General features: G+C 54.1%; 22 protein-coding genes and 2 pseudogenes. 17 read left to right on the forward strand and 7 right to left on the reverse strand.

Annotated elements, in window-relative coordinates:
• Nucleotides 1–332: 332 nt before the first annotated feature.
• From V6F88_RS06745 to V6F88_RS27890, 5 genes are all read left to right on the forward strand, one after another.
• Nucleotides 333–1,031 (forward strand): TnsA endonuclease N-terminal domain-containing protein, encoded by a 699-nt coding sequence (locus V6F88_RS06745; RefSeq protein WP_332608557.1) that lies wholly within the window; start codon nt 333–335, stop codon nt 1,029–1,031.
• On the forward strand, nt 1,031–3,145 hold the full coding sequence (locus tag V6F88_RS06750; RefSeq protein WP_332608558.1) for a hypothetical protein: 2,115 nt from the start codon (nt 1,031–1,033) through the stop codon (nt 3,143–3,145). Before V6F88_RS06745 ends, V6F88_RS06750 begins: the two co-directional genes overlap by 1 nt.
• A complete protein-coding gene (locus V6F88_RS06755; protein ID WP_332608559.1) occupies nt 3,142–4,779 on the forward strand; it encodes an ATP-binding protein in 1,638 nt (545 codons plus the stop codon). The genes V6F88_RS06750 and V6F88_RS06755 overlap by 4 nt, the downstream gene beginning before the upstream one ends.
• 1 nt (nt 4,780) lies before the next feature.
• Complete coding sequence (locus V6F88_RS27885; protein WP_442880189.1) at nt 4,781–5,920, forward strand: TnsD family Tn7-like transposition protein; 1,140 nt, start codon at nt 4,781–4,783, stop codon at nt 5,918–5,920.
• 684 nt (nt 5,921–6,604) lie between these two features.
• Nucleotides 6,605–7,063: a transposase gene (locus V6F88_RS27890; RefSeq protein ID WP_442880253.1), complete on the forward strand. Its 459-nt coding sequence runs from the start codon at nt 6,605–6,607 to the stop codon at nt 7,061–7,063.
• A gap of 68 nt (nt 7,064–7,131) precedes the next feature.
• Here the strand turns inward: V6F88_RS27890 and V6F88_RS06760 are convergent, their stop codons facing one another.
• Nucleotides 7,132–7,356, reverse strand: a complete 225-nt coding sequence (locus V6F88_RS06760) for an antitoxin MazE family protein (RefSeq protein WP_332608560.1) — start codon at nt 7,354–7,356, stop codon at nt 7,132–7,134.
• A 594-nt stretch (nt 7,357–7,950) separates the two neighbouring features.
• Here V6F88_RS06760 and V6F88_RS06765 point away from each other — a divergent pair.
• The 4 genes from V6F88_RS06765 to V6F88_RS06780 all read left to right on the forward strand — a co-directional run bounded on the left by V6F88_RS06765 (nt 7,951) and on the right by V6F88_RS06780 (nt 11,196).
• Complete coding sequence (locus V6F88_RS06765; RefSeq protein WP_332608561.1) at nt 7,951–8,607, forward strand: hypothetical protein; 657 nt, start codon at nt 7,951–7,953, stop codon at nt 8,605–8,607.
• A 248-nt stretch (nt 8,608–8,855) separates the two neighbouring features.
• Nucleotides 8,856–9,290 (forward strand): NIF family HAD-type phosphatase, encoded by a 435-nt coding sequence (locus tag V6F88_RS06770; RefSeq protein ID WP_332608562.1) that lies wholly within the window; start codon nt 8,856–8,858, stop codon nt 9,288–9,290.
• A gap of 137 nt (nt 9,291–9,427) precedes the next feature.
• Nucleotides 9,428–9,658 (forward strand): type II toxin-antitoxin system VapB family antitoxin, encoded by a 231-nt coding sequence (gene vapB / locus V6F88_RS06775; protein ID WP_332608563.1) that lies wholly within the window; start codon nt 9,428–9,430, stop codon nt 9,656–9,658.
• Nucleotides 9,659–9,798: 140 nt separating this feature from the next.
• A complete protein-coding gene (locus tag V6F88_RS06780; protein ID WP_332608564.1) occupies nt 9,799–11,196 on the forward strand; it encodes a hypothetical protein in 1,398 nt (465 codons plus the stop codon).
• Between the two features lie 811 nt (nt 11,197–12,007).
• Here the strand turns inward: V6F88_RS06780 and repC are convergent.
• Nucleotides 12,008–12,895 carry a replication protein C, IncQ-type gene (gene repC, locus V6F88_RS06785; RefSeq protein WP_332608565.1) on the reverse strand — a complete coding sequence of 296 codons (888 nt, stop codon included), beginning with the start codon at nt 12,893–12,895 and terminating at the stop codon, nt 12,008–12,010.
• Between the two features lie 650 nt (nt 12,896–13,545).
• Here repC and V6F88_RS06790 point away from each other — a divergent pair.
• The 7 genes and pseudogenes from V6F88_RS06790 to V6F88_RS06815 all read left to right on the forward strand — a co-directional run.
• Nucleotides 13,546–13,919 (forward strand): annotated as a pseudogene (locus V6F88_RS06790) (transposase); the annotation flags it as partial.
• Nucleotides 13,920–13,964: 45 nt separating this feature from the next.
• Complete coding sequence (locus V6F88_RS27895) at nt 13,965–14,054, forward strand: IS3 family transposase (protein WP_442880254.1); 90 nt, start codon at nt 13,965–13,967, stop codon at nt 14,052–14,054.
• Between the two features lie 99 nt (nt 14,055–14,153).
• Nucleotides 14,154–14,362: pseudogene (locus V6F88_RS06800) on the forward strand (integrase catalytic domain-containing protein); the annotation flags it as partial.
• Between the two features lie 27 nt (nt 14,363–14,389).
• A complete protein-coding gene (locus V6F88_RS06805; RefSeq protein ID WP_332608957.1) occupies nt 14,390–14,623 on the forward strand; it encodes an integrase core domain-containing protein in 234 nt (77 codons plus the stop codon).
• 283 nt (nt 14,624–14,906) lie between these two features.
• Entirely contained in the window at nt 14,907–15,887 is a 981-nt protein-coding gene (locus tag V6F88_RS06810; RefSeq protein ID WP_332608568.1) for a phospholipase D-like domain-containing protein, read from the forward strand.
• Nucleotides 15,888–16,163: 276 nt separating this feature from the next.
• Nucleotides 16,164–16,484, forward strand: coding sequence for a transposase (locus tag V6F88_RS27900; RefSeq protein WP_442880191.1), 321 nt, complete (start codon nt 16,164–16,166; stop codon nt 16,482–16,484).
• Nucleotides 16,439–16,909 (forward strand): hypothetical protein, encoded by a 471-nt coding sequence (locus V6F88_RS06815; RefSeq protein WP_332608569.1) that lies wholly within the window; start codon nt 16,439–16,441, stop codon nt 16,907–16,909. Before V6F88_RS27900 ends, V6F88_RS06815 begins: the two co-directional genes overlap by 46 nt.
• 457 nt (nt 16,910–17,366) lie before the next feature.
• Here V6F88_RS06815 and V6F88_RS06820 read toward each other — a convergent pair whose 3' ends face one another.
• Nucleotides 17,367–18,758, reverse strand: a complete 1,392-nt coding sequence (locus V6F88_RS06820; RefSeq protein ID WP_332608570.1) for a hypothetical protein — start codon at nt 18,756–18,758, stop codon at nt 17,367–17,369.
• Between the two features lie 732 nt (nt 18,759–19,490).
• Here V6F88_RS06820 and V6F88_RS06825 point away from each other — a divergent pair.
• The gene (locus tag V6F88_RS06825) at nt 19,491–20,477 is read left to right on the forward strand and encodes a DUF4238 domain-containing protein (protein ID WP_332608571.1); all 987 of its coding nucleotides are present in this window, start codon (nt 19,491–19,493) and stop codon (nt 20,475–20,477) included.
• A gap of 179 nt (nt 20,478–20,656) precedes the next feature.
• On the opposite strand, the gene V6F88_RS06830 is transcribed toward V6F88_RS06825, so the two are convergent.
• The 4 genes from V6F88_RS06830 to V6F88_RS06845 all read right to left on the reverse strand — a co-directional run bounded on the left by V6F88_RS06830 (nt 20,657) and on the right by V6F88_RS06845 (nt 26,122).
• Nucleotides 20,657–21,466, reverse strand: coding sequence for a hypothetical protein (locus V6F88_RS06830; protein ID WP_332608572.1), 810 nt, complete (start codon nt 21,464–21,466; stop codon nt 20,657–20,659).
• Nucleotides 21,467–21,507: 41 nt separating this feature from the next.
• Entirely contained in the window at nt 21,508–23,349 is a 1,842-nt protein-coding gene (locus V6F88_RS06835) for a hypothetical protein (RefSeq protein ID WP_332608573.1), read from the reverse strand.
• Between the two features lie 7 nt (nt 23,350–23,356).
• Nucleotides 23,357–24,736, reverse strand: a complete 1,380-nt coding sequence (locus V6F88_RS06840) for a clostripain-related cysteine peptidase (RefSeq protein ID WP_332608574.1) — start codon at nt 24,734–24,736, stop codon at nt 23,357–23,359.
• Nucleotides 24,737–25,624: 888 nt separating this feature from the next.
• Entirely contained in the window at nt 25,625–26,122 is a 498-nt protein-coding gene (locus tag V6F88_RS06845; RefSeq protein ID WP_332608575.1) for a hypothetical protein, read from the reverse strand.
• Between the last annotated feature and the right edge of the window lie 385 nt (nt 26,123–26,507).

Below are 26,507 nucleotides of genomic sequence, written 5' to 3' on the forward strand. Positions count from 1 at the left end.
CAAAACCATTCAAACAACCTGTGCTGTGGGTGTAGACGCGACAAAGCCGACTCCGAGGGGTCGACGCTGGAAATTCATCGTATATGATGAACATTCTTCGTGAGTAGTGGCTCCCCGATTTATGGGGTACCTACCCAACTATACGACAGTCTTAGGTTAGCTGTGAGGTTTGGGCCATGGGGAAGCACCAGTGGACGGAAGAGAAGATTAAGCGATGGACCGCTGAAAAGCGCGGCATGGGAACTGGTGCGTCCTATCGACCGTGGATTGAGGTTAAGGACGTAAGTAGCCTGGGCCGATCGCGCCGGGTATGGAGCCCCAAGACTGGCAGAGTGCATCACCTTCTCTCAGATATCGAACACGACATCTTCTTGGCCGCCGAATGGTCGTCCAACGTGCGGGATATCCGTGAGCAATATCCATTGGACCGTGAGGTGACGCAGAGTATCGCGCACGAGCTTCAAATTGCCCATCCGACCTATCCCGGCACCCACGTAGCAACGGTCATGACCGTCGACTTCATGCTGACGGTATCGACGGCTCAAGACGCGAGTACGCTCATCGCCATCAACGCCAAGGCTGACGACGAAGCCGAAGATCCTCGATCCATCGAAAAGCTCGAGATCCAGCGAACCTACTTCGAGAGGATCGAAATCGATCATCACTTGGTTTACCGCTCGAACATCCCCAAGGCCGTCGTGAACAACTTGGTATGGATCCGGGACAGTGGCTTAACCGAGGGTCAAGTAGAGGAACGCGCGGGCGTGTACGAGTCCCTCAAGGACGCCATGCTCAATGAGCTCTCTCAGCTTCGCCCCGCCGTCGGATCTATGTCTCTAGCCGAATACTGCGCTCAGTTCGATGACGCCCACGGGCAATGCCGCGGTGCCGGTTTGCGCGTGGCCCGAATGCTGCTTCAGGCACGAATGCTCAGCACCGACTTGAACGTCAGCATCCTCGCCCGCGAACCGGTAACCAACTTCAGTCCAAGCCTGCCAGTTCGCTCTCATATCGTCGCAAGGAAGGCGTAATGCTGTTTGCGAACAACATCTTTCAGCTCGATGGTCATCGGTACCGGCTGCTCACAATCGGCCAGGGATCCGATGAGGCTTGGTGCATTGACATTGATGCGCCTACGGCTTGGCCGGTTGCAATCGCCCATGGCGACATCAGGAACCTTTCAAAGCTGCCGGAAGACCCTCCGCTTTATGCAGAGGCATCTCCGGCGCGCAGAGAGCGTTGTGAGCGAGCCTACGCACGCCTGATGCGCCTACTGGATGCTGCCGGCGATTCGCTCTTCTGCCCCTCCTCACGCAACCAAGCAATTAAGGATCACGCCAAGAGGGAACGATGTGCGGAGGGCACCTTGTATAAGGACTTACGGCGCTACTGGACCCGCGGGCAAAACAAGATGGCTTTGCTGCCCGACTATCAAAACTCGGGGCGGTCTTCCACGGAAGGCCTCACTTCCCGGCGAGGTCGTCCCTCGAAATCTGGCATTGATACGTATCAGTTGTGCTCTAGCGATTTGGCCAATTTCCGGTCGGTGATTGAGTCTCGGTATCTTAAGGATCAGCGCGTAACCATGGTGGACGCCTACATGACACTGCTCGAAAAGCACTATTTCTTCTCCGACGGGAACCAGGTCACCCACATCAACCCGATTGGAGAACGTCCGAGCCAAAAGCAGCTCAGCCACTTCGTAAAGAAAGCCTATAACATCGAAACCCGCTTACGGGGACGCCTCGGCGACAAGGACTTCGAGCGGGACCACCGCAAGAAGCTGGGAACGGTCCTGGAAGACTGCCTCGGAGTTGGGCACTACTACGAAATCGACAGCACCATCGGCGACATCTACCTGGTGTCGAGCAAGGACGTAAGGGCCATCATTGGCAAGCCGACCATCTACTTGATCGTCGATCGGAAGTCGCGGTTGATCGTGGGCTTCTATTTCGGCTTGGAAAACGCGTCTTGGGTTGGTGCGATGCAAGCGGTTCTCAGCATTTCAGAAGACAAGCGTCGGCTATGCCAACGCTATGGCGTTGAATACAACGAAAGCGATTGGCCAGCACATCAAGTGTTTCCTTCAGCGTTTCTTGCTGATAGGGGCGACATGATCAGTCAATCGAGCAACAGCATCGTTGAAGGAGTCCACAGCACCATTGCCAACCTTCCTAGCAAGCGTCCTGATCACAAGCCGCTTGTCGAGTGTGGCTTTCGGCAAGCTCATAACCAACTCAGGACTGTGGCCCCTGCATATGATCCACCGTCGAATGCGACCAAAAGGCGCGGAAAGCGGTACGACAAGGATGCCTGCCTCACGGTGAATGACTTTGGCAACCTTATGCTGAATGCCATCGTTCATCACAACCGTCGCGCGATCAGCGGCTACGAACTCACTCCAAATGAGTTGATCGACGGGGTCGACCCCAACCCTATCGATCTTTGGAATCACGGCGTGGCTACACGAGCCGGACAGCTCAGAACGTATGAGCACTCGTTTGTACGCCGCTCATTGCTGGCCAAAGGGCAAGCTGTGGTGACGGCTGAGGGAATCTCGTTCAATGACCTGTATTACACGTGCAGCACCGCGATCGACCAAAAGTGGTTCGAAAACGCACGTCAACGCCGATTTGTGGTCGACGTTTTGTCCGATCCCAGGCTCGTGGACGAGATCTACGTCCGGCACCCTACCTCCAAGGATCCACACGTTATCGCAAAATTGACAGCGCGCAGTACCGAATATACGGGCATGAGCTTCTCGGAAGTGGCGTACTTCACAAAGCTAAAGGCCGCCGTCCACGCTCAATCCGCTGAAGCCCGTCTGCACAGCAGCTACAACTTTCGCAAAGTTACCAAGCCTACTGTCGAGGCTGCAAAGAAGCAGTTGAAGGCTATCGGGACCGTGTCCCGCACATACCGCCGCGCAGACACCAAAGAATCTCGGCATATCGAACGGATTGACGAACGCCGTGACACCGCTCGCTTGTCCGATAGCCAACCCGGTACACAGTTCTCGCAATCGCCCGACAACGTTGTGCCCTTGGCAAAGACAAAGATGGACCAGGCAGATCCGACTGCCACCAGGATCGCCCAAATTCGCCGCCAGATGATGGCAGAGCTGAACCCAGGAACTGAAAATTGAACACCTCTGATCCTCGAGTCACAGTCGCGACCTATAAAGAGCAGCGAATCCCCGCGTACCGTGGCAACCCGCTGATCGAAGCGCTGCCCGCGTCGATGACGGACGATGAACTCATCGCTGCGCTTATGCTCAGGCCCGACTTTGATCCAGAGCAGCGGAAATGGGCCAACCACGAACGATTGATGATGCTCGAAGGCCTCGCGAACTTCATGGTGCCAATGAACAACCACCTCGAGCTCTGTCGGGCTCTTGATGGGCTTCTGCGCATGGGCTACGTCGGCCGGGCGCCAAGAACAGCTGGCCACGCAAACATCTTCAACCGACTCAATCAAGCGGCGCCGGCCCAGGCGACCTTCAGGCAGACGACGACTTCAATCACGCCTCAAAGGTCTGCCGCGCTGATCGGTATCTCTGGCATGGGCAAGACGACAACGGTGAGGCGATGGTGCGCGGGCATTCCGCAGGTCATCTTCCATCCTGAGCTGAACATTTATCAGGTCCCGCACCTGCATATCGAGATGCCAAGCGACGGATCGTCCATCAAGGGACTCGCCCAAGGGATTCTGCATAAGCTGGATGAAATCATCCCTGGTGCGGAGTACCACCGGATGTACAGCCAACAAGGACGCGCGGGGTCCGACACCCTCATGCGCAATGTGGCACGCTTGATGAACATCCACCTTGTGGGGCTTCTGATCTGTGACGAAGTCCAAAACCTGGCGAACGCTCGTAAAGGCGCTCAAACGGTCATGACTGAGCTGGTGTCGGCATGCAACGACCTGAACGTTCCTATCTTGTTCATTGGCACAAACAAAGCGGCAAAAGTACTCACCCAAGATTTCCGTCAAGCTCGGCGATCAAGCGGGCACTCTATTGCCCCTTGGGATCGCCTGCGTCGCGGCTCAGTTTCGGAGCCTAGCGATTGGGAAGGCTTCTTGGAGGTGCTATGGAGCTATCAATGGGTGAAAAACCCGGTGCAACTTGATGAGGACTTCCAGCATGTTCTCTACGAATGCTCCCAGGGCATCATCGACTTGGCAATCAAGCTGTTTGTATCAGCCCAGGCTCGCGCGATTCAGCACGGCACCGAGAGGCTCACACCAGAGTTGATCCTTCAGGTCTTCGCGTCTGAATTTAAGCTTATGCACCCCATGATCGAGGCGTTGAGATCGGACAGCCCTGAGAGTCTTATGGCCTACGACGACATCGCACCATTGAACTTGCAAGCGCACCTGGAGCAGGTAAGCCGGAACCTGGCATTGAAGAAATCTCCCCTATACGCGGTAAAAGCGGACGATCCAACCTTTGCGCCTCGACTTGCAGCAGGGATGGCCGCCATGGGGCTTGACGGTGACATGGCAGAGCAACTTTCCCAGTCCGTCGCACAAGCTGACCCATCAATGAACTTGGCTCAAGGTATACAAGCCGTCGCAGCCGCGATCAAACCTCGCAAGGCACCGAGGAAGTCATCATTGTCCAAGAGTGCAGCAACACTAGCAGCAGACCGATTCGACTCTAGGCCAAATGACTACCGACGTGCGGTCGCGCATGCTACGGCAGAGCATACGAAGGTCATGGACAAGCTTGTTGAGTTTGGCATGGCTCCAAACCTAGCAGACATCCTGGAACTCTGATATGCACCTGCTCCGACCATATCCTGAAGAGGTGGTCGGCAGCATGATCCATCGGGCATGCAGAGAAACGGGAATTCCTCTAAAACGCTTGTTGCCCTCCGTCACCGGGGCCAAGATCTCGAACCAGTCCTTCGTCATGACCAACCACATCATGGTTTCCGAGACGTTCGGACTGTCTATGCAGACCTTGCTTTTTCTACACACCTTGTTTCCGTACACCATTTGCTTTATGGATCCGGCTCAGAAGGAGAAAGTATCGCGCGCCGTCTTGTCCGGTCCGCAGCCAGGCAGATCATTGGCCACGCTGTCGAAGAACGCTATTCAAGGCACATCGCAATTGCGACTGTGTCCGCGGTGCTGTCGGGACGATCTACGAGACTTCGGACTGTCATACTGGCACAGGCATCACCAGTTGCCCTGCACCTACGTCTGCTTGAAGCATATGTGCATGCTCAGAAGCAGCACGTTTAGTGTTCGTCCTGGAACTTGCGTCCCGGAGCCCGCGGCCGCACCCTGCCATAAGATTCAAACTCCGAAGGGAATACCGTTCGAGGTCATATGTCGGATAGCGGAGTTGTCGGCCTTTGCGTGCAATGATCGAAGCCTACGCCTGCCTCAAGTCAAACAAGCTTACAGGCAACGGGCGCGCGATCTGGGTTACGGCATATCAAGCACTCAGTTGCTTGGCTCGGCGATCTCCGCAGATTTGGCCAGCTTCTACGGTTCGGAGTTCTTGCACTCGGTTGGCTGCGGTATGCCGTCGAGTTCAAGGCCTTGGCCCGCTCTCCTCTTGCAGCCAGCTGCCGAGAACTGCCCACCACTTAAACACGTGTTGCTGACGGTCTTCCTTGAGAGCGCGGCGAGATCGTTGAGGAGTTCGACTGCCCATATGAAGGGGCCGAAACTGCGAGACTGGAAAGCCGTCGAGGCTGCGGCAATCAGAACTATGACAGACGAACTTGCCAAGCATCGGGCCGAGGGAAAGAGAACGGCTGTGGCCGATCTGCTCAAGCCCACGGGCATGCTTTCTCAATATAAGCACAACAAAGTGATGTTCCCCCGCCTCGTTGCTTGGCTAAAGGCGTTCAAGGCGTCGGCCGACTCCATCCGTCAAACGGGACGCCGGCCCCGGATACGGTGATCAATCCCTTCCTGCCGGGAAACGTAGCTATCGTAATGTGAAGATCTAAGGCCACTTTTTCTGAGTTTCGCCCTATACGCTCTGATGACAAGGAGCGAGCAGATGGAATGGGCGTGTGGCATTAGCACCGAAGGTGGACTTCGAGTGCAGATAATTGAGCGAACAGGAAACGTCATGTTCGCAGACCTGGCTTCATTGAGAAAACATGGGCTACCTTCCAAGCCCGCCAGTGAAGGCAGTTCGCTTCTGACCGATCCATCTTCTTGGAAACGAGTGCCAACTTACCAATACTTGGAGGCCTTCGGCGCGGCTAGTTTAGAGCCAGCAATCGCATCGAACCATCAAGTGTTCGCTGCACGCATGGAACGTCGGACTGTCTATATTCCGGCTTTGGCACTGATGCGAGCGATGTTTCGACCTAACAGTCACGTCTTGCCTGCGGTCTTCAGCCCCGGCAACGTAGACCTGTTAAGTTATGTAGATTACTCTGCGGCGACACCACGCCACGTGGTCCATGATGCTGGGCTTCAAAAAAGCCTTAGCGACACCGACGCAGGTCCGCTAATAAGCGAACCGCTTCGCTGGCTCCAACTATCCCGCTCAGCAAGAGACTGCTGTCAGAGCGTCCACAAGTACGCCATGCAAGGTCGAATTGACCTGGACCCACCCGCCGGCGACCTGCAAATGAGTGCGCAAGGACATGCAATTGGACGCACGTTGTTCGTGACGAGGTTAGAACTGATTGCCGTTCACACTCGTGCGCGAGATACTTTGCTCGAAAAAGACAAGACGTTTCGGTTCCGGAGCACACCCATCGCGACTGGATCGCCCAAGTTTTCTTGTCGAGATCTTGTCGTCCCTATCAACAGGGCTGGCCTAGCAAGCCTTACAGATCAAGAATGGGACCGCGTGCTCCCCCTGCTTCAAGGGAAAGGAGCACATGCGCGAACGAAGCACAACCCTCGCCATGTGCTGGACGCGATCTTGAGTAAGATCGCTCATGGGCATGCGTGGCGCCATCCCTCTCCCGAAGCGCCTAACGTGCCATTTTCGATTGCCAATACGCGATTTAGGGAGCTCTGCGCAGACGGTTCACTGCTGAAGATCCTTGACTACTTGCAGAAGGCTCGCGGAGAGGCTTAGCTAGCCGCGTCAGTACAGGATTTTCCATCACAATGGTCACGCCCTGCACGATCTTCAGGGCGTGTTCATCATTTCCTCCAGCCATCAACCTCGGCAGCGGCATCATCCATTAGGCGCTCCAACTGCGCGTCGGCCTTGTCAGATAAGGCTATCGCAAGGCTTTGGCGCCGGCACTCCTCGGCAAACCCCGGTCGCCGGGTGTCAGGCACCCAAATCCGCACGAGCCGCAAGCCTGCCATGCGTCGCGCGTCCTTGAGCTTTTGCACTCGGGCGTTGATGATCGATGTCTTCATGAACAACCTCATGGTCGCATTACTTGTAATTTTGCGCTGAGGTACCGTTACATGCAACGCGACTAGACTCCAGCAGCACATCGATCCTACTAGGGACAACCCATTCCCGTGGGCTCGTCGGTCCTACAGCGAGGTGGCCTCGAGTCCCTCGGAGCGTACTAGCTGCTGCGGAGATGAAGCGCCTGATAGAGTCGTTTCAAGGCAGTCCGCGTGTGGCCCCAGTAGCGCCCTGCAACCTGAAAAAATGTGCCGCCTCGTTTGGGCGAGACCGGATAACCAACGCAGCTTGCTGCTCGGACAGCTCATCGCGCGGTGTAAGACGCACATCGCTGCCATGACTGGCTCCCACTACCGTAGCGACGCCGAATCCATGCCCGCACCGCATTGAGGCGCCAGCTAAATGGCGGGGCGTTAGCCCGGCGACTGGCTTCTACTGTGCCAGGAGCCCCAATCGCTGCGCCGCGAAGAGGCCATCGCTCTGCGAAAAAAATCAAAAGCATCGACACTCAGGGTAAATCGCATTTCGCGACTTACCCTGCTCGGATTTACACTCAAGCTAGACTGATTAACGGATCCATGAGGCTTCGTGTGCCAGTGTCCTCGAAATTTTTAGCCGACCTTCAGGAGACCCTAGCTGGGCTGACAGCGGTGCCGGCTAGGCCAGCATTCAAGCGGCTCACAGCAGACGGTCTCGCCGTTCAGCCCATTCAAGGGCCCAGCGGGTTAAGCGGAGCGTCGCTGCTTTTCGCTGCTCTTGAAGCTAGAGGGATCCCTGCTCTCAGCCTCGGAGACAAAGCGCTCGCCTATGTGGAGCTGAATAGTGGCACTGTACATGTGATCAGCGAAGGACCAGAGGTGGTCCAACTTCGCGACCTCGCGGCGATGATTGAAGAAGTTGGAGCCGAGCTCGTTAACGTCACCAAGGCTGACGTCGCCCAAACGCCAGAGGGGTACGCCTGCAATATCGGCGGCCACCACGCAACTGGAAGCACGATCGCGGAGGCTGCCATTAGGTCTTGGCTGTTCGAGCGCAGAGCGGCTCACCAGGGTGCAGAGAGCTTTTCGTCCCTCGAACCCGTGGACCTGACGCTTGCGAAGCGGGTGCTCAACGACTTAGCCAACCGGGATGGCGACTTAGGGGCCGAGTATTGGAGCGCCGTATTGAGACTGTTGTCCGCGGCCGATCAAATGCGGGAGGCTCTCGCTATCATCCGAGCAGAGCTTCCAGACGTTCAAGGTTCTGATAGTTGATGTCAGCGACAGCGCGCAAGGCGGCCCACATTATGTAGATCGTCTACACCGACAGCGACTCTGACCACTCGGCCCGGGTCCGAGAAAGGCGGCGTCGGCGGATCGATCACGCTGGCCTCTCACGCGCTGTCTATGGGCCGCCGACTTAATAGCGTTCCTCTTTTTCGCGATGGCCTTCCTGATTCGATAGCCTTCACCCCTGCCTCAACAACTCTCGCAACGTCTCCCGCTCCGGACTATCCTACCCAATGCCACGCCCTTCCGTACTAGCTCTCGACTTGGAAGGCACGCTCATCTCGAACGCGGTGAGCCAGATTCCGCGTCCTGGCCTTTTCACCTTTCTAGAGCGTTGCCGAGAGCTGTTTCCCCGCATCGTAATGTTCACCACGGTGAACGAGCCACGGTTTCGCGCGATAGCCGGCGAGCTTATCCAGGAGCGTGCCGCCCCGGCTTGGTTTGCCCAACTTGAGTATGTGTCGTGGACTGGCGCCACAAAAGATCTGGCGCTGATCCGCGATGCTGCTATTGAAGAGTGCCTGCTCGTGGACGACTTTGAGGCGTACGTACACCCTGGACAGCTTGCTCAATGGATTTGCATTGATAACTTTGCCCATCCATATGAAGCTTCTGATACTGAACTTGTGAAGGTGCTTGAAAAGCTGCAATTACGGCTAAGGCCGTAGCCACAAATGAGCTCCAGGCGTCTCAATCGCGGGCCGATTGGTCAGAGTCGCTACCTGCGTGCAGGGAGGTCCCAGTGACATGCCCGTCCGGTGACTCGCCGTCGGAAGCTTCGTTTGTCATTTTCGAGGATTGTGCTGTGGAGCAGGGTATCGTTTTTCGAAGTAGCGGTAGCCAGGCCATATGGCTGCCCAGGACCGTTGCATTTCCGGAGGGTGTAAAAATTGTCAATATCGTGGCGATTGGTCGGACCCGGGTCATAAGCCCTGTTGGCGAATCATGGGATAGCTGGTTCGAGGCGGAGGGTGTGACTCCCGATTTCATGACGCAGCGTGACCAACCTGAAGACCAAGAGCGAAACCCGGTCTGAAGGCCGGAGGCGCCAAATTTGGCGATTGGTCGTTCGATCAAATGGGCTTAATGCGGGGACGAACTCGAGCGGCCGTTTAGCCATTGCCTCAATGCGGTGTGAAGACGGCCAAGGCGCCGCCCCGGAAATCGGAGCCGGTCATGGAAGGTACCTGCGCCTCACGCGCGGAGCAGGTCAGATTAGGAATGATGACGGTGGAAACTGGCGTGGTTACCCGGGAAGAACTCTACGATCTGGTCTGGACAATCCCAATGACCAAGGTCGCCGACAAGTTTCAGGTTTCGAGCAGTTACTTGGCGCGTGTATGCACTGCGCTACGCGTCCCTCGTCCAGAACGCGGTTACTGGGCGAAGCTGGCGGTCGGCAAGGCAGCAAAGGCGCCATCACTTCCTGAACCCCGGCCAGGTGATCAGATGGCGTGGTCGCGCAAAGATGGACTTCCCACGCCGCCCGCGACAAAGCCTCATCCGGCAACCGAACCTCGAGCCCGCGCTCCACGTCCCATCCACCGCGTCACTGGCACCCACAGCTTGATCCTTGGCGCGAAGGAGCTTTTTCTCGCCGGTCGCGAGGTGAAAGAAAGCGAACATCTCAAGCCATATAAGAAGTTGCTGGTCGACGTCACCGCGTCCAATACCGGGATCGACAAGGCTCTCGGCTTCGCAAACGACTTGTTTAATGCATTGGAATCGGCAGGCTATCGAGTGGTCATCGCGCCTCCTGATGCGAAGCTTCGCCGCGAATCGGTCTACGAAAAGGAAGAGCCAACACGGAAGGGCCACAAACACGATCCTTATGGTTATAGTCGCCTCTGGTCTCCCCAGCGCCCCACGGTCGTCTACATCGACGCACTCGCCTTCGGGCTGTCCATTGTGGAGATGACCAAGTCCGTCGCAGTGCGGTACGTCAACGGTAAGTACGTCCGCGAATCAGAGTATGTAGCGCCCAAAGCATCCAGACGCCACGTCGACCATACTTGGACGAGCACCCATGACCTGCCGTCCGGCCGACTGAGGCTAGTTGTCTATGCACCACAGTGGAACGTCTCGTGGTCAACGACATTCCAGGAAACCAAGACGCACAGCCCAGCGTCAGATATCCCCCGAATCATCAAAACTCTCAAGAGCTCGATCGCAACCGTCACGGAGAAGTTGGCGGAAGCGAAACGGCAGGCGGGAATACGCCAGCAGGAATGGCTCGCGGCAGAAAAGCGTCGCCGGCAAGAGGAAGACCAGCGTCGTGAAGCTCAGTCCATCAAAGATAGCCGCGACGAACTTGAGCAAGTCATTCAAGCCTGGGTAAGGGCCTTCAGTCTGGAGCAGTTCTTTCAGGGTATCGAGGATCGTGCAACTGCCCTGCCCGAGGCCGATCGTCAGGCGGTATTTCTCCGGGTAGGACTCGCTCGTGAATTCGTCGGCACACACAATCCTTTGGATATCTTCCTTGGATGGAAAGCGCCTCTCGAACGATACGTGCCGCTGGCGCAACGTAATGAGGTCGATGACTCCGGCGATGGCGACAACTCGGCGCAAGAGTGAAAAGGTTGGCTTTTCATAGGCTGGGGCGGCTGAGCTGACTTGTGCTTTTCGTCATATGAGCGCCTCGGAGCTTCTGAGCACGCGATCTCGAGCTTGCTGCTCCACCAAAGGATAGCGGCGCCCTACTGCTGCTCGTAACCGCGGCTCCCGCCCATCTGCCGGTTCGCTACGGCCTAACAGTAAGCATCGACCGGTCTCAGCAAATCCGGCACCGCTGTGACAACCTGCGACATGTGACGAGCTAACCGGCCTTTGCGCATCGAACATGCTTGCCAACGAGGAATGTGCCCACGCTTTGCACGACACAACACCGTTTCCCTCGGGATCACGTGCTCGAGCCTTCGAGACAACGCGGATTGCCTCGGAGTGCGTGTGGGCTCGTGGTACATGCAGCATATGACGAAGCTTCGTAGCCTGGCAGATGGCTCCCGTTCCAAGGGGAGAACATCAGCGCCACCTTGATCGTGTACGTTGCGACGTCGCGCACGCAGAGCGGCGCTGTCCGCATGAAATGCACGTCACGCGCCAACACTGGTTCCCTGGCGAGCCGGAGATCAAGCAAATAGATCGGAACAGGACAGCCGGAGAACTCATCCGCAGGCTAAGAAGCGCCGCGATACACCGTGCCGAACCACCCGCGGAACCGGGCTCGAGCGACGGCACTCTTGATCAAAAAAAAGTTCATAGAAAGAACTTTGAACTAACTTTGATCGCGTTACGAGCTTCCCAAAACTCCCTCTAATTGACAGTGTTCTGGAAATGGGACTTCACCGTTCGGCCAGTCATAATTCACCGTTCGGCCAGTTGAATTTCACTGTTCGGCCAGTGACCAGTTCACCGTTCGGCCAGTCGCTGCTAGAGTGCGCGAGCGCTGTGCTGTTGACTTCCGAGCTGGTCGAGCAATCTTGTATTGCGCCGCATCCAGCCTATTGATACCCCAACCAAGTTCATCTAACTCCTGCATGGCCCTGTGGATCGTTGCCTTGCGATTGGACAGCGCGGAGCCCGAGGCGGGCGCGCCGCAATACACATACTCAGACAGGGTTGACACCCCTACCACTCGGCTGTCCCCCTGATTTATCCAGTGGAGGCGACTATGGATCAGTCGCGCTGCGTCGGTCTTCAATTTTCGTACCTCGTCAAAATTGACCCTGAGGTACCCCGTCCGTGCTAGCACCGAGCCTGTAAGGTGGGGATTTAGTCCAACGACTACTTCTCCAGTGGCACTGTCTTCAACATACCCAGAGAGAAGGTGGAAGGACCCTCGAAACTTAGGAGATGCGGCGAGCACAGTGACTGCGCTCATCCGTTCAATGGAACGTCGCAACCGCTCTAGCGTTGACCCACTTGGGCTGGAATATCCGAGCGCAAGCGCGAAGCCATATAGAACGAATCGGGCCGCGACCGTTCGTTCGGTGTAGGCGTCCTCGGTCAGAACGAGATGCGCACGCTGCGACCGACCGTCTCGCAGCATCTGCTTGACACCGCCCGGCATGGATAAACGCCCGGTAGCCACTGCGACCAGCCCTTGCAGAACAAGCAAATCAGTTGCTCCCAATGGTTCCGGGCCCCAAAAACGGTACGTCGAACTGCTACCGTCCCGCAACGTGTACTGGTAAGTAACATCAAGCTTGTACCGCGCCTGCTCGCCTTTGGCGAAGCTTCGAAACAGCGGCGCATGGACGAAGGGTTGAGCCATTCGCGCATATGAAAGGGGCCGAGCAGTCATGCACGCCCCCTATTGATGGACGTTTTGACGGTGTCGAAAGCGCTAACCAATTGAGGAACATATCCAAAGGCGTGGAAAGCGCTAGGTCGGATTTGCCACACAATGGGCGTGGCGAAATTCCAATTCCAACAGTCTCGGCGCATCGGTAAGAGCGTGGAGCCACTCTGCCGCGGCGAGCCACTTTGCTGCATGTACATTTGACATCCTAGGTCCCAAACGGTTACCCGGAGCTATGACCTTGCTACCTATGCGAATGCCCTTTGGATACTCGGAGACGGCGTATCCAATCCGGTTAGTGCCGTCCACCGGCACTCATATAAGTGTAGGAATATGCCAGCAGGATGAAGCGGATATCTGGCGCGCATGCACAGATTGGTGGTTGGTCGAGAAGTCGCGACAAAGTGCCTGAAGCAAACATGGTGCTTACAGTACAGGACACAACTCCCCGTCCACACTGATCGCGGTCCCCGTCACGTACGACACAAGATCGTTGGTCAGCAAGCACGCTACGTTGGCCAATTACACGTTGGCATTGATGCGGCCCCAGCCTTTGCCCGCCCTGACCTGCTCCCCGTGGTTAGTACGAAATCGATGTAGAGTCCGTTCACAAAGGAACGGCGATGAAGAAACGATTTACGGAAGAACAGATCATCGGGGTGCTGAAGGAGGCCGAGGCAGGGGCCAAGGTGGCCGAACTGTGCCGCAAGCACGGGATCTCGGAGGCCATCTACTACAACTGGAAGGCGAAGTTCGGCGGAATGACCGTCTCGGACGCCCAGCGACTGAAGGAGCTGGAGCAAGAGAACAACAAGCTCAAGAAGCTGTTGGCTGAATCGATGCTGGACAAGGCTGCGCTTCAGGATCTTTTGAGCCGAAAGTAGCAAGCCCGCAGGCCAAACGCGAAGCGGTCAGAACGTTGATGACCGAGCGCGGCATGGGTATCACCCGGGCCTGCGGGCTGGTAGGCATTTCCCGGTCGCTATTCGCTTATGAAAGTAAGCGTACGGGCGATGTGGCATTGACCAAGCGCATGAAGGAGATGGCAGCGCTCAAGCGACGCTACGGTTATCGGCGCATCCATATTCTGCTGCGCCGAGAAGGCTGGCAGACGAATCACAAGCGGGTCTAGCGGCTTTACAGCCAGGCAGGCTTGAGCGTGCGTAAGCGTATCGCGCCCGCAAAACGGGTAGTTCGGCCCGTTGCGACAGCGCCGAATCAGAGCTGGTCGATGGACTTCGTGTCCGACGGTCTGGCCTATGGCCGCAGGTTCCGGTGCTTGAACATCGTCGATGACTACACGCGCGAGTGTCTTGCCATCGAGGTCGAACATCATTGCCGGAATTGCGGGTGGCGCAGGTGCTGCAACGGCTTGCGGAACTGCGTGGGCTGCCCAAATCCGTCACCGTGGACAACGGCCCGGAGTTTGCCGGCAGGGCCTTGGACGCTTGGGCCTATCAGGTCGGCGTGAAGCTGTCGTTCATCAGACCAGGCAAGCCCGTAAAGAATGCATACATCGAGAGCTTCAACGGAAAATTCCGCGATGAATGCCTAAATGAGCATTGGATCATGTCGCTGCGCCAAGCCAAATCCTTGATCGAAGACTGGCGCGTCGAGTACAACACCGAACGCCCGCATAGCGCGCTGGAATACTTAACGCCGGAGCAATTTGCAAGGCGCATCGGCAACAACGGTTTGTAACCCTGGACTCTATGTCGGTGCCATACTAAGTCTGGGGGCAGGTCAGGAATTCTGAACCGATAATTGTCCCCCGGGCGAGTGGAAAGCAATCGTCAACGGGTTGAGGCGGTCCATTCCGGGGGAGCCGATTACGGCCAGAAACAAACATTCCCCCCGTTGGCACTTGGCGTCTCACAAAAGGGGTATATCTGGAGATCTTTAGGCTTACCTAAAGATTCTTGCGATTGCTCACCTTCATCATAGTGGTTAGATTTATTCTTAAAAGAACGACGAACAATTTTCCATGCCATCTAAATTTAGCTACATTTCAGATAAATCAATGCGCGCAATCACCACTAATGCATACTTTGAAGATATCGGCTTTCAAATTCAGCAAGAGCTCATGAAGGCTAAAGAATCTGTGAAAATTTGCGTGGCATGGATTCGCTGGCAAAAGTATGCACCTATTTTTGATCAGCTCACGCGCAGAGGCATTAGCGTTGAAGTGATCTATAACGATGATTATCTAAATAGAAGATATTTTCAGGCACCACTTCATTCAACAACTTTATATCCTGTGAGAGCTAGGCATGGCGCTTTAATGCACAATAAATTTTGCATTATTGATGACTCCAAAATAATTACCGGCAGCTTCAACTGGTCAAGAAATGCAGGAAGACATTTTGAGAATCTGGTAGTAATCGAACACGACTTCAGACTTGTCAAAAGCTTTCTAACTGAATTTCAGGATTTAAAGAACTATTTCAGCGAATTCGCGCAGAATAATAAAATCCAGTGTTTATCTAACTATGATTATAACCAATGCAGAGCCTCCTCGTATAACTTAGGAATATTAGGGCACGAAAGTGGCAAATACGATGATTCTTTGATCGAGATATGGAATATTTGCCTGACCCATGATCACGGCACTCTTTTAGGTGAACACCATGAAAATCATCTCCACAGCTACTTAGGATTGAAATACGAGTCTGATTATGATCAGGACATCATTTACGACAAACAAACAATGCTTTCAGAAGTTACTCAAGAATTTGAAAAAACAGCCCAAATAAAAAATCACTTTATATCCAGAAGCAAACATCCAATTCATGCCATTGGCTCCGTATCATTGTTAAATGCAAATGAGCATCTTGAGTGGGATGAACAACAAGAGTTCGGGATAAATATATTTTGGCGAGACATGTATTATCGAAAAGTCATTCCCGACATCATCTACGATGATGACTACGGATTTATAAACTCAATCATTAGAAATCATCGTTGATTAAATATAAGTACAGAACGCAGGTGACGCGTACCGCGCCACCTGATTTAATGCGTTGTAGGGCACATCGAAGCCGACCTGACAAAAAACTCTCATAGCATATGCGCGATTCGAGTCATGAAGGGATCTGGAGAGGCCACAGCCTGCACCCACCGTGGCTAGCCACATCCTTCAACGAATAGAGTTCTAATCATTGGCGCTTGTCTGTAGGGGATAATCCCCCATTAAAATCCATGTAGTCAGACGTAGAACTTTCTAGTTGAGGAGTTCTACCGGGTGGCAAAGTCGAGATTTACGGATCGCCAGATCAATGAAGCCATTAAGCGCGCGGAGGCTAGCTTTGCCAATCCTGAGCTGAGCATCAGTTCAGCCACGTTCTACAAGTGGAGTTCAAAGTGCGAAGCGACGGACATATCGCAGTTGACGCTCATGAAGGAACTGAAGGCCGATAACGAACGGCTGTGCAGGATGTACGTCGGGGAGAACCTCAAGGCCGAGATAGTGACGGAGGAGCTAGCAAAAACCGGTGAGGAAATATGCGAGGAGAGGTCATGGAAAAGGCGTATGCAATCGATACGCAGGTGTTTAACTGGATAAGGAACTTTGGGTTTGATCTTTCAGCGTTCCAACCTGCGAAGTTCTTCATTTCGCCGGTTCAAGCAGCGGAGCTACAAGCTAGCAAGGACGTCGAGCGAAATGCGGAGCTACACAACCTGGTTCAAGTTTGGGTTGACGAGATTCAGCCAGCTGAAAGCTTCGTTTTTGGCGCGAAGGGGCTTGGATTTGGACGGTGGAGGTGGTCCGACGGCAAGACGTTTCAGGCGATACTAACCGCCATGAATGCGACCAAACCAAAGGCAAACAATGTCGAGGATGCCTTAATTGGTGAGCACGCGTTGAAGAACGGTTTGGTTTTACTAACCGGTGACCGAAATTTGGCAGAAACGATGAAAACACTGGGCGCGCAGGTCTGCTTCGTGGAACATCCCAGCAAAGGTAAAGCGGGAGAGAAGCAGGTGTAGCCACCGCGAGCGGCAAGGCCTCGGCTCGACCGTCAGTCAGTCAGTCGGTTAGTCCGAGATTTTCCCCGAAAAACCCGGAACATCCACAATCGGGTAGAGGACCAGCCATAGATACGTGACCCTCCTCTATGATCTCACCTGAAAACCGCTCTAGCCCGACCAAGCGGAAAAAGGCCTATTCGAACCACTGACCGCTGCATTTTTGGCATTAGAGACCGCGGGGCGGGCCGACGACAGCCCCGCTAATCACCCCTTTTCCTTTGACACTATGCGGGTCCCTTCCTGATTGGTTTGATGTGCAGCCACTATCCGAAGCTAGGAGACTGGGTGCTGCTGCTCACGATGTTCGGATAGACAGTGCCGGCTCCTCTCTGCGAGTACGATACGGCCGCATTACCACAGCGTCTTTGTGCGCCGACCGGAGGAGGATGATGCAGAGCGAAGGGGAAACGCATGATCATTGACCTAGTTCTGAGGGAAATGATGACTCGCACCGCTGCGCCCATTCCGCGACGTCTCCAAACCACTGGGCCAGCCGCTTTTCGGTCAACTTTGTCGATGTAAATCCCGCTTCCCCAAAGTGCCGCAGTGCGTTCCGAAGAACCGCTAACGATACCTCGCCGGAGAGGTGGGCTCCACGCCAAATATCGGGATGCCGAGGCGACATCGAGCCATGCACTAGTCGCGAGCGGTAATCGTACGCGCGCGCAGTCTTTTCCCGCCATTGATCGCGGCTTTCATCTTGAGAAAAGCACAAGTTTGCAGTTCGCTCAGCGAGCGTCCCTGCAATGTCGTCATGCTCACCCGTGGTCAGAAGCCGCTCTACCGAAGTCATGAACTTGATGGTACGAGTCGAGGGGCTGTCATCGCGACAACCTTCGCCAAACCATTGCACTGCGTCCAGAAACCTTCGACTCAAAGGCCTCTGTAGATTTGGGGTGGTTGCAGCCTCTAGCGCAATACCACATAATCGCATCATCTCTATAATATGATCAGACTTCAGAATATCTGACCAGCCCTCTTGATATTCAACGTGACCAAAAGGTGCATACGACAAGGAAGGCTCAATAGCACCTGCCCCCGAAATTGTTAATTTCGCGCGGATATCCCTGCTTAAGCCTACCCCTCCTACTTGCATTCTGTCGGTATTTTCCGGTCCGAGCAGAACGTGCAGGCAATCTAGTGCAGCAACGACAGCGTTAGTTGCGACATCTGCGGAGGTCTGCACGTCACAACCAGTGACTTCGACCTGCGCCACCCACTCAAAATGGCGGTAGTAGCGAATTGCTCTCGGCAGCAACTCGCGCCGCCTAAGTTCAAGTTCAGTCCTAGCACTATTTCGTGTGATTTTCTGCGCATCCAAAATCAGCTTTCTGAAGCCAGACCTGTTCATGAACTTTACTGGCCCAAAGACAAGCTCATCGGGTTCACCTCCGCGCATTAAATGGCATGGGATCAGGTGCACAATCGTCGCAAGATTGGATTTCGCCTGTTTCGCGGCGCTGGCCAAAATTCGATCCACCTGCATAACGTCGACCGCCCGATTTTCGTTAAAAAACCGGGAAACTAACAACCTTTCAAGCGGTTTTCGAATCGTATCTCGGTCGACCTGGCCCGTAATACCGCTTCGTCGAGCTGCCTCGTCTGCGAGCCTTCCAACAGCTTGCGCCGCCGCTTTGCCGCAGATCATCTCTCCACGGCCAGCTGGATGCGGAAGTGTGAACAGGTAATCATCTCTAGGAATCTGTTTGAGGTTGCTGGAGCTCGACACTTTCGGGCCCAGACGCATGCATTCGTCCATAATGAACTGGACCTCAGTCACAAACGCATTCTTCTTGTTTTCCGACATTAAATATCCAGGCGTTGCGTTTAACCAAAAATCAGTCGCAGCGAAATCATCCCCTGCGCTTGATCATCTTATAGCCAGCTCGATCACCCCTTGATATTTTCCCCAACCACCTGCCTCGACCATAGTTAGGCGCCCAAGGCACACGAACAGCCGAAAAGTCCCGCAGGAAGCGGTACCGCCCACATGACCGAAATGGAATTTTCGCCAGCGTCGTTTCACGACTCTCAAGAGCCAAAGCCACTTCAATTGGCCGCAGGTGGTATCCAAAAATTGATTTTACGGGCCGAAAGGCAGCAATAATAACTGCCATACCCACAACGAACGCAATGATTGCGGGCGCAGCGTGAGCAATATGGGCTGTCGTCAGTTCAACCATCGTAGGCTCCCGGAACTCAAAGACAAGTAACTAATTATGCCGATATTATGCCAGGAACGACAACCCACCGAAGTTAGTTGAGCGGCTAAGAGAGCGGCTGGGCAATTAGCCCACCGCTCTACTGCTGAATTGAACAAAGCATTGGTCTGCCGGGGATGTTTCATCTGTATTGCACCTCTGCCCGTGAATCGGGGAGGACAGGGCAGATACCCGCATGGAGTACGACGCCTCCCCTTAAGCAGGCCCGGCCCCGAAGCCATGTGGCCAAACACATCAGGAGAATCCAATCCTTAAGATATCCTTAGGCCGCACAGAGCAAAGAATTACCTCCACTGAGCCGACCGCCCGGAGAGTTAATGGACCCACGACATGCTTTCTTTTCCCGGGTGGAAGAGACCATCCAGCAGCTTGTAGAGCGCAAAGACCGCAATCCACAGAAGCCTGTTAAACAGCACTTTGTTCCCACGAGCTATCAAGCACGGTTCCGCGGAGATGACGGACTTTTTTGGGCATACCTACTCCGGACCAATCGCATCCATAAATCTGATCCTGGCAGGGTCGGATACTTGGAAAACCTCTACACCCTTCCCGGCGCACATGGAAATCTTGATTACAAGGTGGAGCACTTCTTCGGGGTGGTCGAGGACAAGTCAGCCCCCGCCATCGAAAAATTACTTCGCGGTGAGGACATCAAAGAAGAGGAACGCTTCTGGATATGCTTCTTCTGGGGCGCTGCGTTCTGTCGGTCCCATGATCTGATTCGCTCTTATCGGGCGCTCGCAGGCGATCTTAAGATCAGAGAACTCCGACGCAAGTATTCATCGCTTGAAGAAACCCGGCGTTGGTTAGAGGCCGAACTAATCGAGATTCAAGACGTCTCCGCGGAAGAACTATTCGAGCGGGTACATTCGGACGATTATGATATCGTGTATGAAACCCACTCGGTATTGCCCGCCCTGCTACGTTTGATGCCACGCATCTGCCAGATATTGTGGGACTCCCGGATAACGGCGTTGCGCGCACCAGAAGGAAAGTCCTTCGTCACAGGAGACAATCCAGTGGTGCTGATGTCACTCGATAAGCCTGGCCCAACCGGATTCGGAAAACCTCACACGGCTAAAGTAATGCCGCTGAGTTGTGAAGTTTGTCTCGTCGCTGACGGCTTGGGAGAGGGGATTAGGCGACGCCCAGCGGATCGTGACATGGTCCGACGTATTAATTTGAAGATCGCGTCTGATGCTCAGGAATTCATCCTCGGGCGAAGTCGGGCTCTGATATCTAGTCTGGTTGAAGCGACCGGAGCAAGAACTCGCGCATGGACGTCAAGCTTCAAAGTCTCTTGAAGCTTGACTACTCTAGTAACTGGGCTAATCATCTACCTGAGAGTAGTCACTTGCTCCGATCGTCTATCAGCCGACGCAACTTGCAGGGCTGCTTACGTAGTCCTCATGATACGCATCGCACACAAAATTACGGATAGGCCCAAGCTTTGTATCTCCCACTCGGCGTGCCGTGATCGAAGCTATGGCGTCTTTTTTTCCAATGCGTCTAGGATCGGCTTCAGAATCTTCTCGCGGTTTTCCTTTTCGCGGAGTGAATCGGTCACACCTCGAATCCAGTCTCGCCCCTCTCCCAACTCCGCCAGAGACGCCGTAATCTTGATCGTCACATCACTGTCACTCGCCGGCACTTTTGGCAGCCCAAATGGGCCGCTGTCTTGTCCCACAAATGCCTCTACCATCAGCACTTGCGGGCTAGCCGTTCGTATACCCAAGTCGAACGTTCCCTGGAAGAATGTCATCATGGTCCCGTCAGTGCCTGGCGTAGCGAACTGAATGTCCGCCACGATTGACTTTTCTCCCTCGGGCTCTTCCTTGGCTTCGGAACTTGAAAACTTGAGAGAGTAAGGTGTCATATGCCAATACCCGCCTGACGTTGTCGGGTCTATGGAAAACATCGCTTGCATAGAATTTGCTCGAGTTAGCACCAGACACCGTTTGAGGCGGCTATTGTCGAGGAGACTGGTTGTCGCCACTCCAGTGGAGGATACGGACATGTTTGCCTTTTTCTCATCAAACCAATTGACGAATGTGTCATAGGTCTGATTTATCACTGCGCCGGCTAGCGTTGCCACCAAGGCTGTAGCGATTGCAGACTTAGAAACCTGTTCCGCGTTGCAGGGCGAAATCGTTAGATCAATTTGAAGTGCCCGTTTGCTCGGCGGTGGGACATACCGTCCATCCGAGTATTTTGGAGGGATGTGGCTACCGCATCCCCCTAGAAGCCCAAGTAGCACTGAGAGGCAAGTTGGCGTGAAGATTGATCGCTTCATTGTCGAGATCCTTGGTTCGGGCCGCGCCTCCCTCCGACTCATTACTTCGAAGGCTTCTTGCGTAAGGTGAGCGCCTGTGGCAAAACCACCTTGGGAGGCCCATTATTGTCGTAAACCTGCTCGGCCAAAACCTTTACCGTTTGGAAATCGATGCATCGAGCCTGCTCGAGCGATGACGTCATGATGGACTCCCCTCCCGTCAGATGGTCAATGCCAATCCAGTGTCCCATTTCATGAAGTACTGCCTGTAAAAGGTCTATTTCAGTTGGCCCAGACCCAATGCTGACGCCGCTCCGCTGCGAAATGAATCGATAATCGCGGACGTTGTATTGCGTGAGCTCATGGTCCGCTCGGCAGCCGACGATGTTAGGATCATTTCCACATGCGGTCTCTCGCATTTTAAAGTTAATTCGGATGTTGGCGGTATTATCAGGCCGAACTGTGTCGGTACATATAGCCTCCTGCACGCGCTTAAGCGTAGGTGTCTTGTCGCTTGTATTAGCGGAACAAAGCTGGGCGAATTCCTTATTAGGATTCTTCACATGAAGGTACTGTAAGCTCCAAGTCCCGACCCCAATTCGGGAATTACCGAGGAAGTTTTTGAGTGATTCTTCCCTATCGAGCGGCTCGAACGGGGAATCTTCAGTACCTCGAGGCGGACCGACCGCCGTGTAGAGATTTGAGGATACATAGGTTTTGTCATTGATCGAAATGACAGCGAGGTTGTCATTTCGGCACGCAACGCAAGAGTAGACCCACAAGGAGGCTGCCTGTAAAATGGCTATTTCCGCAGCCGCACGCTCGTCGATGCCGATTGGAACTGAGCCGACGGCGGGCACCAGGACTTTCAGTTTGGTCCGCCCACCGAACGGATTGGTTGTTTGTGACACCCCAACAAAGTTGGTTCTTCTGTCAAAGCAGGTTAAACCGAACACATCATCCCAGCCAGGCTCATCTGGAAAGAGAGAAAAAGTGCGTTCGCGAGTTAGCCAGATTTTCGTCTTTTCAGCCGCAGGCAGGGGTTTGGCGATTGTTAACTCTACCCGCCAAAGCGAATTGGGTCCGTGGGTTGGCAGCGCAGCCTCAAGGGACTCAATAGATCCTCCGAAAAACTCTGTCGCAGGGCAGACCTCCACGTATGGCCCGTCATCCGGGTGTTTCACACTGAGGCGAATGGTCAATTTATTGTCCGCCGCCATACCGATTGGTGGAGATATGAGTAAATAGCCTCCTGCCGAGAAGATCCTTTGCACCGGCACACCGACAGGGAGCCCAGAAAGCGTCGCTTCGGAAAATCTCTCGATATAGTCGACACGCTTTGATGAGACTGAAACCATCTTGCAGGTCGGCGGGAGGGAGGTCAAAAATTGCGGATCTGTACTTTCCCGTGAATCATTCTGCATTGGCAACTCTAGGATGGAGTTGCCCGAGAGCGGCCAAGCCTCTAGGATGAGCGTGAAAGGGTGGCGCTCAGTGGGCCCTCCTTCGGCCCAGTCCACGATGGTTATCTCGAGCAAATGTGCTTTATCTGGAAGATCGATCTGACGGATGTACCAGCGCTCTGGATCCATTTCTGTTACCCAACGGGCGAGTTCTAATCCGTTTAAAGTTTTGACTCGCAGTGTTACTCGAGCTCCAGTGGGGAGCCTATTAAAACGGCCTATATGCAGCAAAATTGGACCTTTGGCCCTCAACTCGACCGTCTCGCCGGTTGGGGGCTTGGCAGCGCCAAAGAAATAATTCACCAGCCGATCATCGAACGGCATAGTTAAGTCTCGGAACTTATCGGCAGAAACAGGAGTGGCAGTTTGCGCAAATGTTAAATCTGAAAGCGCACCCATTGCCATGAGGGCATGAATAACGGCGCGTGCGCAGAAAGCCATTTTTTTCCTATATACCTAGCAGTTCATACAACAAATCTGCCCAAGTTTCGTGCTGAACAAAATCCACCGGTCTGTCTTTGTTTTGTTTTAAGTATCCTGTATGAAAGAAATCTTCATAAAAGGCGGATGACGATTCCGGGTAGTAGATGGCCAAGCCTTCTGATCCGTAAGGCTTTTCGCCTTTTTCTGTTGGGTACTGGCTTCGTGCGCTTGCGTAGTTGCTGACAACAGCCTCGGCCAAAAGGGCGCGGACCCTTTCGGACTTTTCTATTAGAAGCCCATTTTTGGTTTTACTTTCGTAAGCTTTCAAGAGCGCCGCGAGGTCTACGGAAGTCCGTAGTGGAGGGGTAATGGACATCCCATAGGACTCAATGTCGGCCCTCGCTTCACGAAGCGCTTGCAACTCGACCTTGCCTGCCGTCCGAACGGCGTTAGAGAAGTCGCTGAGGCTCTCCGCGAGCACGGGAACCGCAGAGAGACGAATGGCAGACAGAGTTGTGAGGTGTTCATCCCGATATTCCTGCCGATAGGACTCGACAACGGCCTTCGACAGTTCTTCCGCATTCATGCCGGGCTTAGCTACAAGCTTGTTAAGCCATGTTGAATAGCGCCAACCAGTGCCGGGTTCAAGCTCCTCACTTCCGATCATTACATTCACTGAAGGCACCACTCCGTATGCTGTCTCTATCATAGCCATTAGGCACGCGTCGTAGCCTAGAACATCGAGCTTTGAATCAGCGAACTCTGAAGCGATTACATCCTGAACCTCACGATTAAACAGAATATTGCCGGTGTCGTCGTCACTAGAAACCGCACGGTAGCCACCGACCGCAGGGGTATCCGGCGCGACCAGATTTATTTGCTGTTGAGATGGCTGGCTGCGCGAAGAAAGCTGCTTTAATGCTTCGTCGGCTGCAAGCTGAAATCGCCATCCTTGTCCGTGATTCCAGATGACAAGCATATAACGCTTGGCCGGATGCGTCTTCTTCGACCATTGGATGAATTGTGTTAATGCGAGTGGTTCCCCCATGTCAGTCGATTCACCAACCTTAGCCACGTCGACCAGTGCCTGCTCCGGTATAGGTCTGCTGCCCTTCTTGACAAGAAATCGCAATACGCCAGACCAGTTCCCATCCACATTTGTGTATTTTTTAGACGATGGTCTGCCCAACTGCGCGAGTACGCTAACCTGCTGCGTGCTTCCTACCGCTGCCATGCTGTAGAAATTTGGTAACGAGTAGGGTTCAAGGTTATTCTTCGCATTCATATAGACCATGACGGTCCACTCTCTTTCAAGACTTGGTTGAGCAGCACAACCGCCCAAACCAAGCCCTAGCGTCACTCCAAAGAGGATACACCGCAAATTTCGCACTGAGGAAGAATTCATCTGCTCCACCTTTATGAACTCTGCGCGGACTTACCTATTATTTTTTTAGCGTCGTTTTAATTATCCTGATGGCAAGTTTAAACACCTTGGACGTGATGCGCATACCCGAAATTGGGTATGGAAATTACTACGCTTAACGTGTAGGTCTAAAATCGATATGCTCACTAAGAGATCCATATACGCGGTGGCGTAGGATCTCTCTGGGTGAAGAACATTGACAGGATTTCTAGTCGCCTAGACAGGGTGTCTTTGGCGAAAATATAGATAATGTATCGCCCCGTTTTCAATCCGCCGTTTTTAATAATTTTGGATTGAGACGGCCAGCGCAACATTGTGCCCAGCGGTTGAACTGGGTTCTTGAACCCAAACTTTTTTCTGGGGCAGGAGTTTAGCTTGGCACCAATTTCATCAAGCTGGCACTCGTAAAACTTCCACGCCTGTTCCTTTTGGAAAGTACAAGAGTCAAGGCCATTCGTATTTTCAATGACGCCTCGCTGCCAGGGGCTGCCCGGATCGTAGAAGTAAACGACCATATTTGTAGCAATAGTGCCTGTGCGCTGACAACCCAACCCCGCGCTCCCAGGTTAAACTTTTCTTAGTTGAGCAGAGGAAGCAGGCGCATATGCTCAACAAGGGATCGAGTGACGATTTCGGCCCCCTTGCCCTCGATCCTGCAACGCATGGTGAACTGGGTGCTTGTGGTGTCGATCATAACAATGAGGCGCTGATTTGCTCCCGAAATAAGGTCACCTTCCCACTGCCCGGGCAATGCGCGGTCTTCGGGACCAAGACGAATTAAGATGCAATCGGGAATGCCGCCTAAGATGGCCGCCCGATGGGTTTGGCATAGCGGAATATTTGCTGTTACGTAGGTGTCATTTTTAGTTCTTAACTTAGTTCGCTGCGAGCTTGCATCGCGCACTCTGGTGCGATATGTGCGGTTGAAGCGCTCGATAAAGGCTTATTGTTTCGGCTTGCCAGATAGGATATGGCGGATCGAAATGACTTTGGCAGCGGGCCCATTCGGTAAAGGCGTCGGGGATTCATCTCCGGGCCGTTGTCCATGCGTACTGCGTCAGGATAGGCCCATAGCAATCGATCAAGCTGCTCAAGACGCACATCAGGAGCGGAAGGGATGTACATGCGAACCTCGAAGGCCAAGCATTCCCAATTCGCCTCGTCCCGCGGTCGGATCCAAAGGCTGTTGAGACCGCTCGAATACGCTTCTTGCTGCACGGAGGCAAGTTCAAGCCCATATCGCAGCACATCCGATGAACGCGCTTTTTTTTGCAGCGACCGTCCAGCCGCAGCCTGTAAAGCACTTCCGGAATCTACAGCGTCCATGCCGAATGACAGTGGCAATGAGGGCATCAGTGACTTCAGCATCTCGTTAGATTCCCGAGTCGGCGTTTTGTAGTGCGCGGCCTGCGAAGGGCCGGCAATGTGACCAGCGCGCGTGTAACACGCCTGGCTTGCACTCGCTCTTGCACCACCTCGCGCTTCTCCGGCGGTATCAGGATTTTCGGCTTAGGATGCCCTTGATGGCCGCATTCTGCAACGCCAAGTCTGCAAACATACGCTTGAGCATGGCGTTCTCGGCCTTCAGCTCTCGAGGCCGCTGCAACGCCGGACACCCGAATACTTGCTGTTCCACAGATAGTACGTGGCGTTGCCGGAGCCATGTTTGCGGCACAGTTCGGCGACCGGCATGCGGCATCGCTCTCCTTCAACATGGCAACATTCTGGCACTCTGCAAATCTGCTTTTCTTCA

The sequence above is a fragment of the Achromobacter sp. ESBL13 genome (assembly GCF_036668755.1).
Lineage (GTDB): Bacteria > Pseudomonadota > Gammaproteobacteria > Burkholderiales > Burkholderiaceae_B > Achromobacter.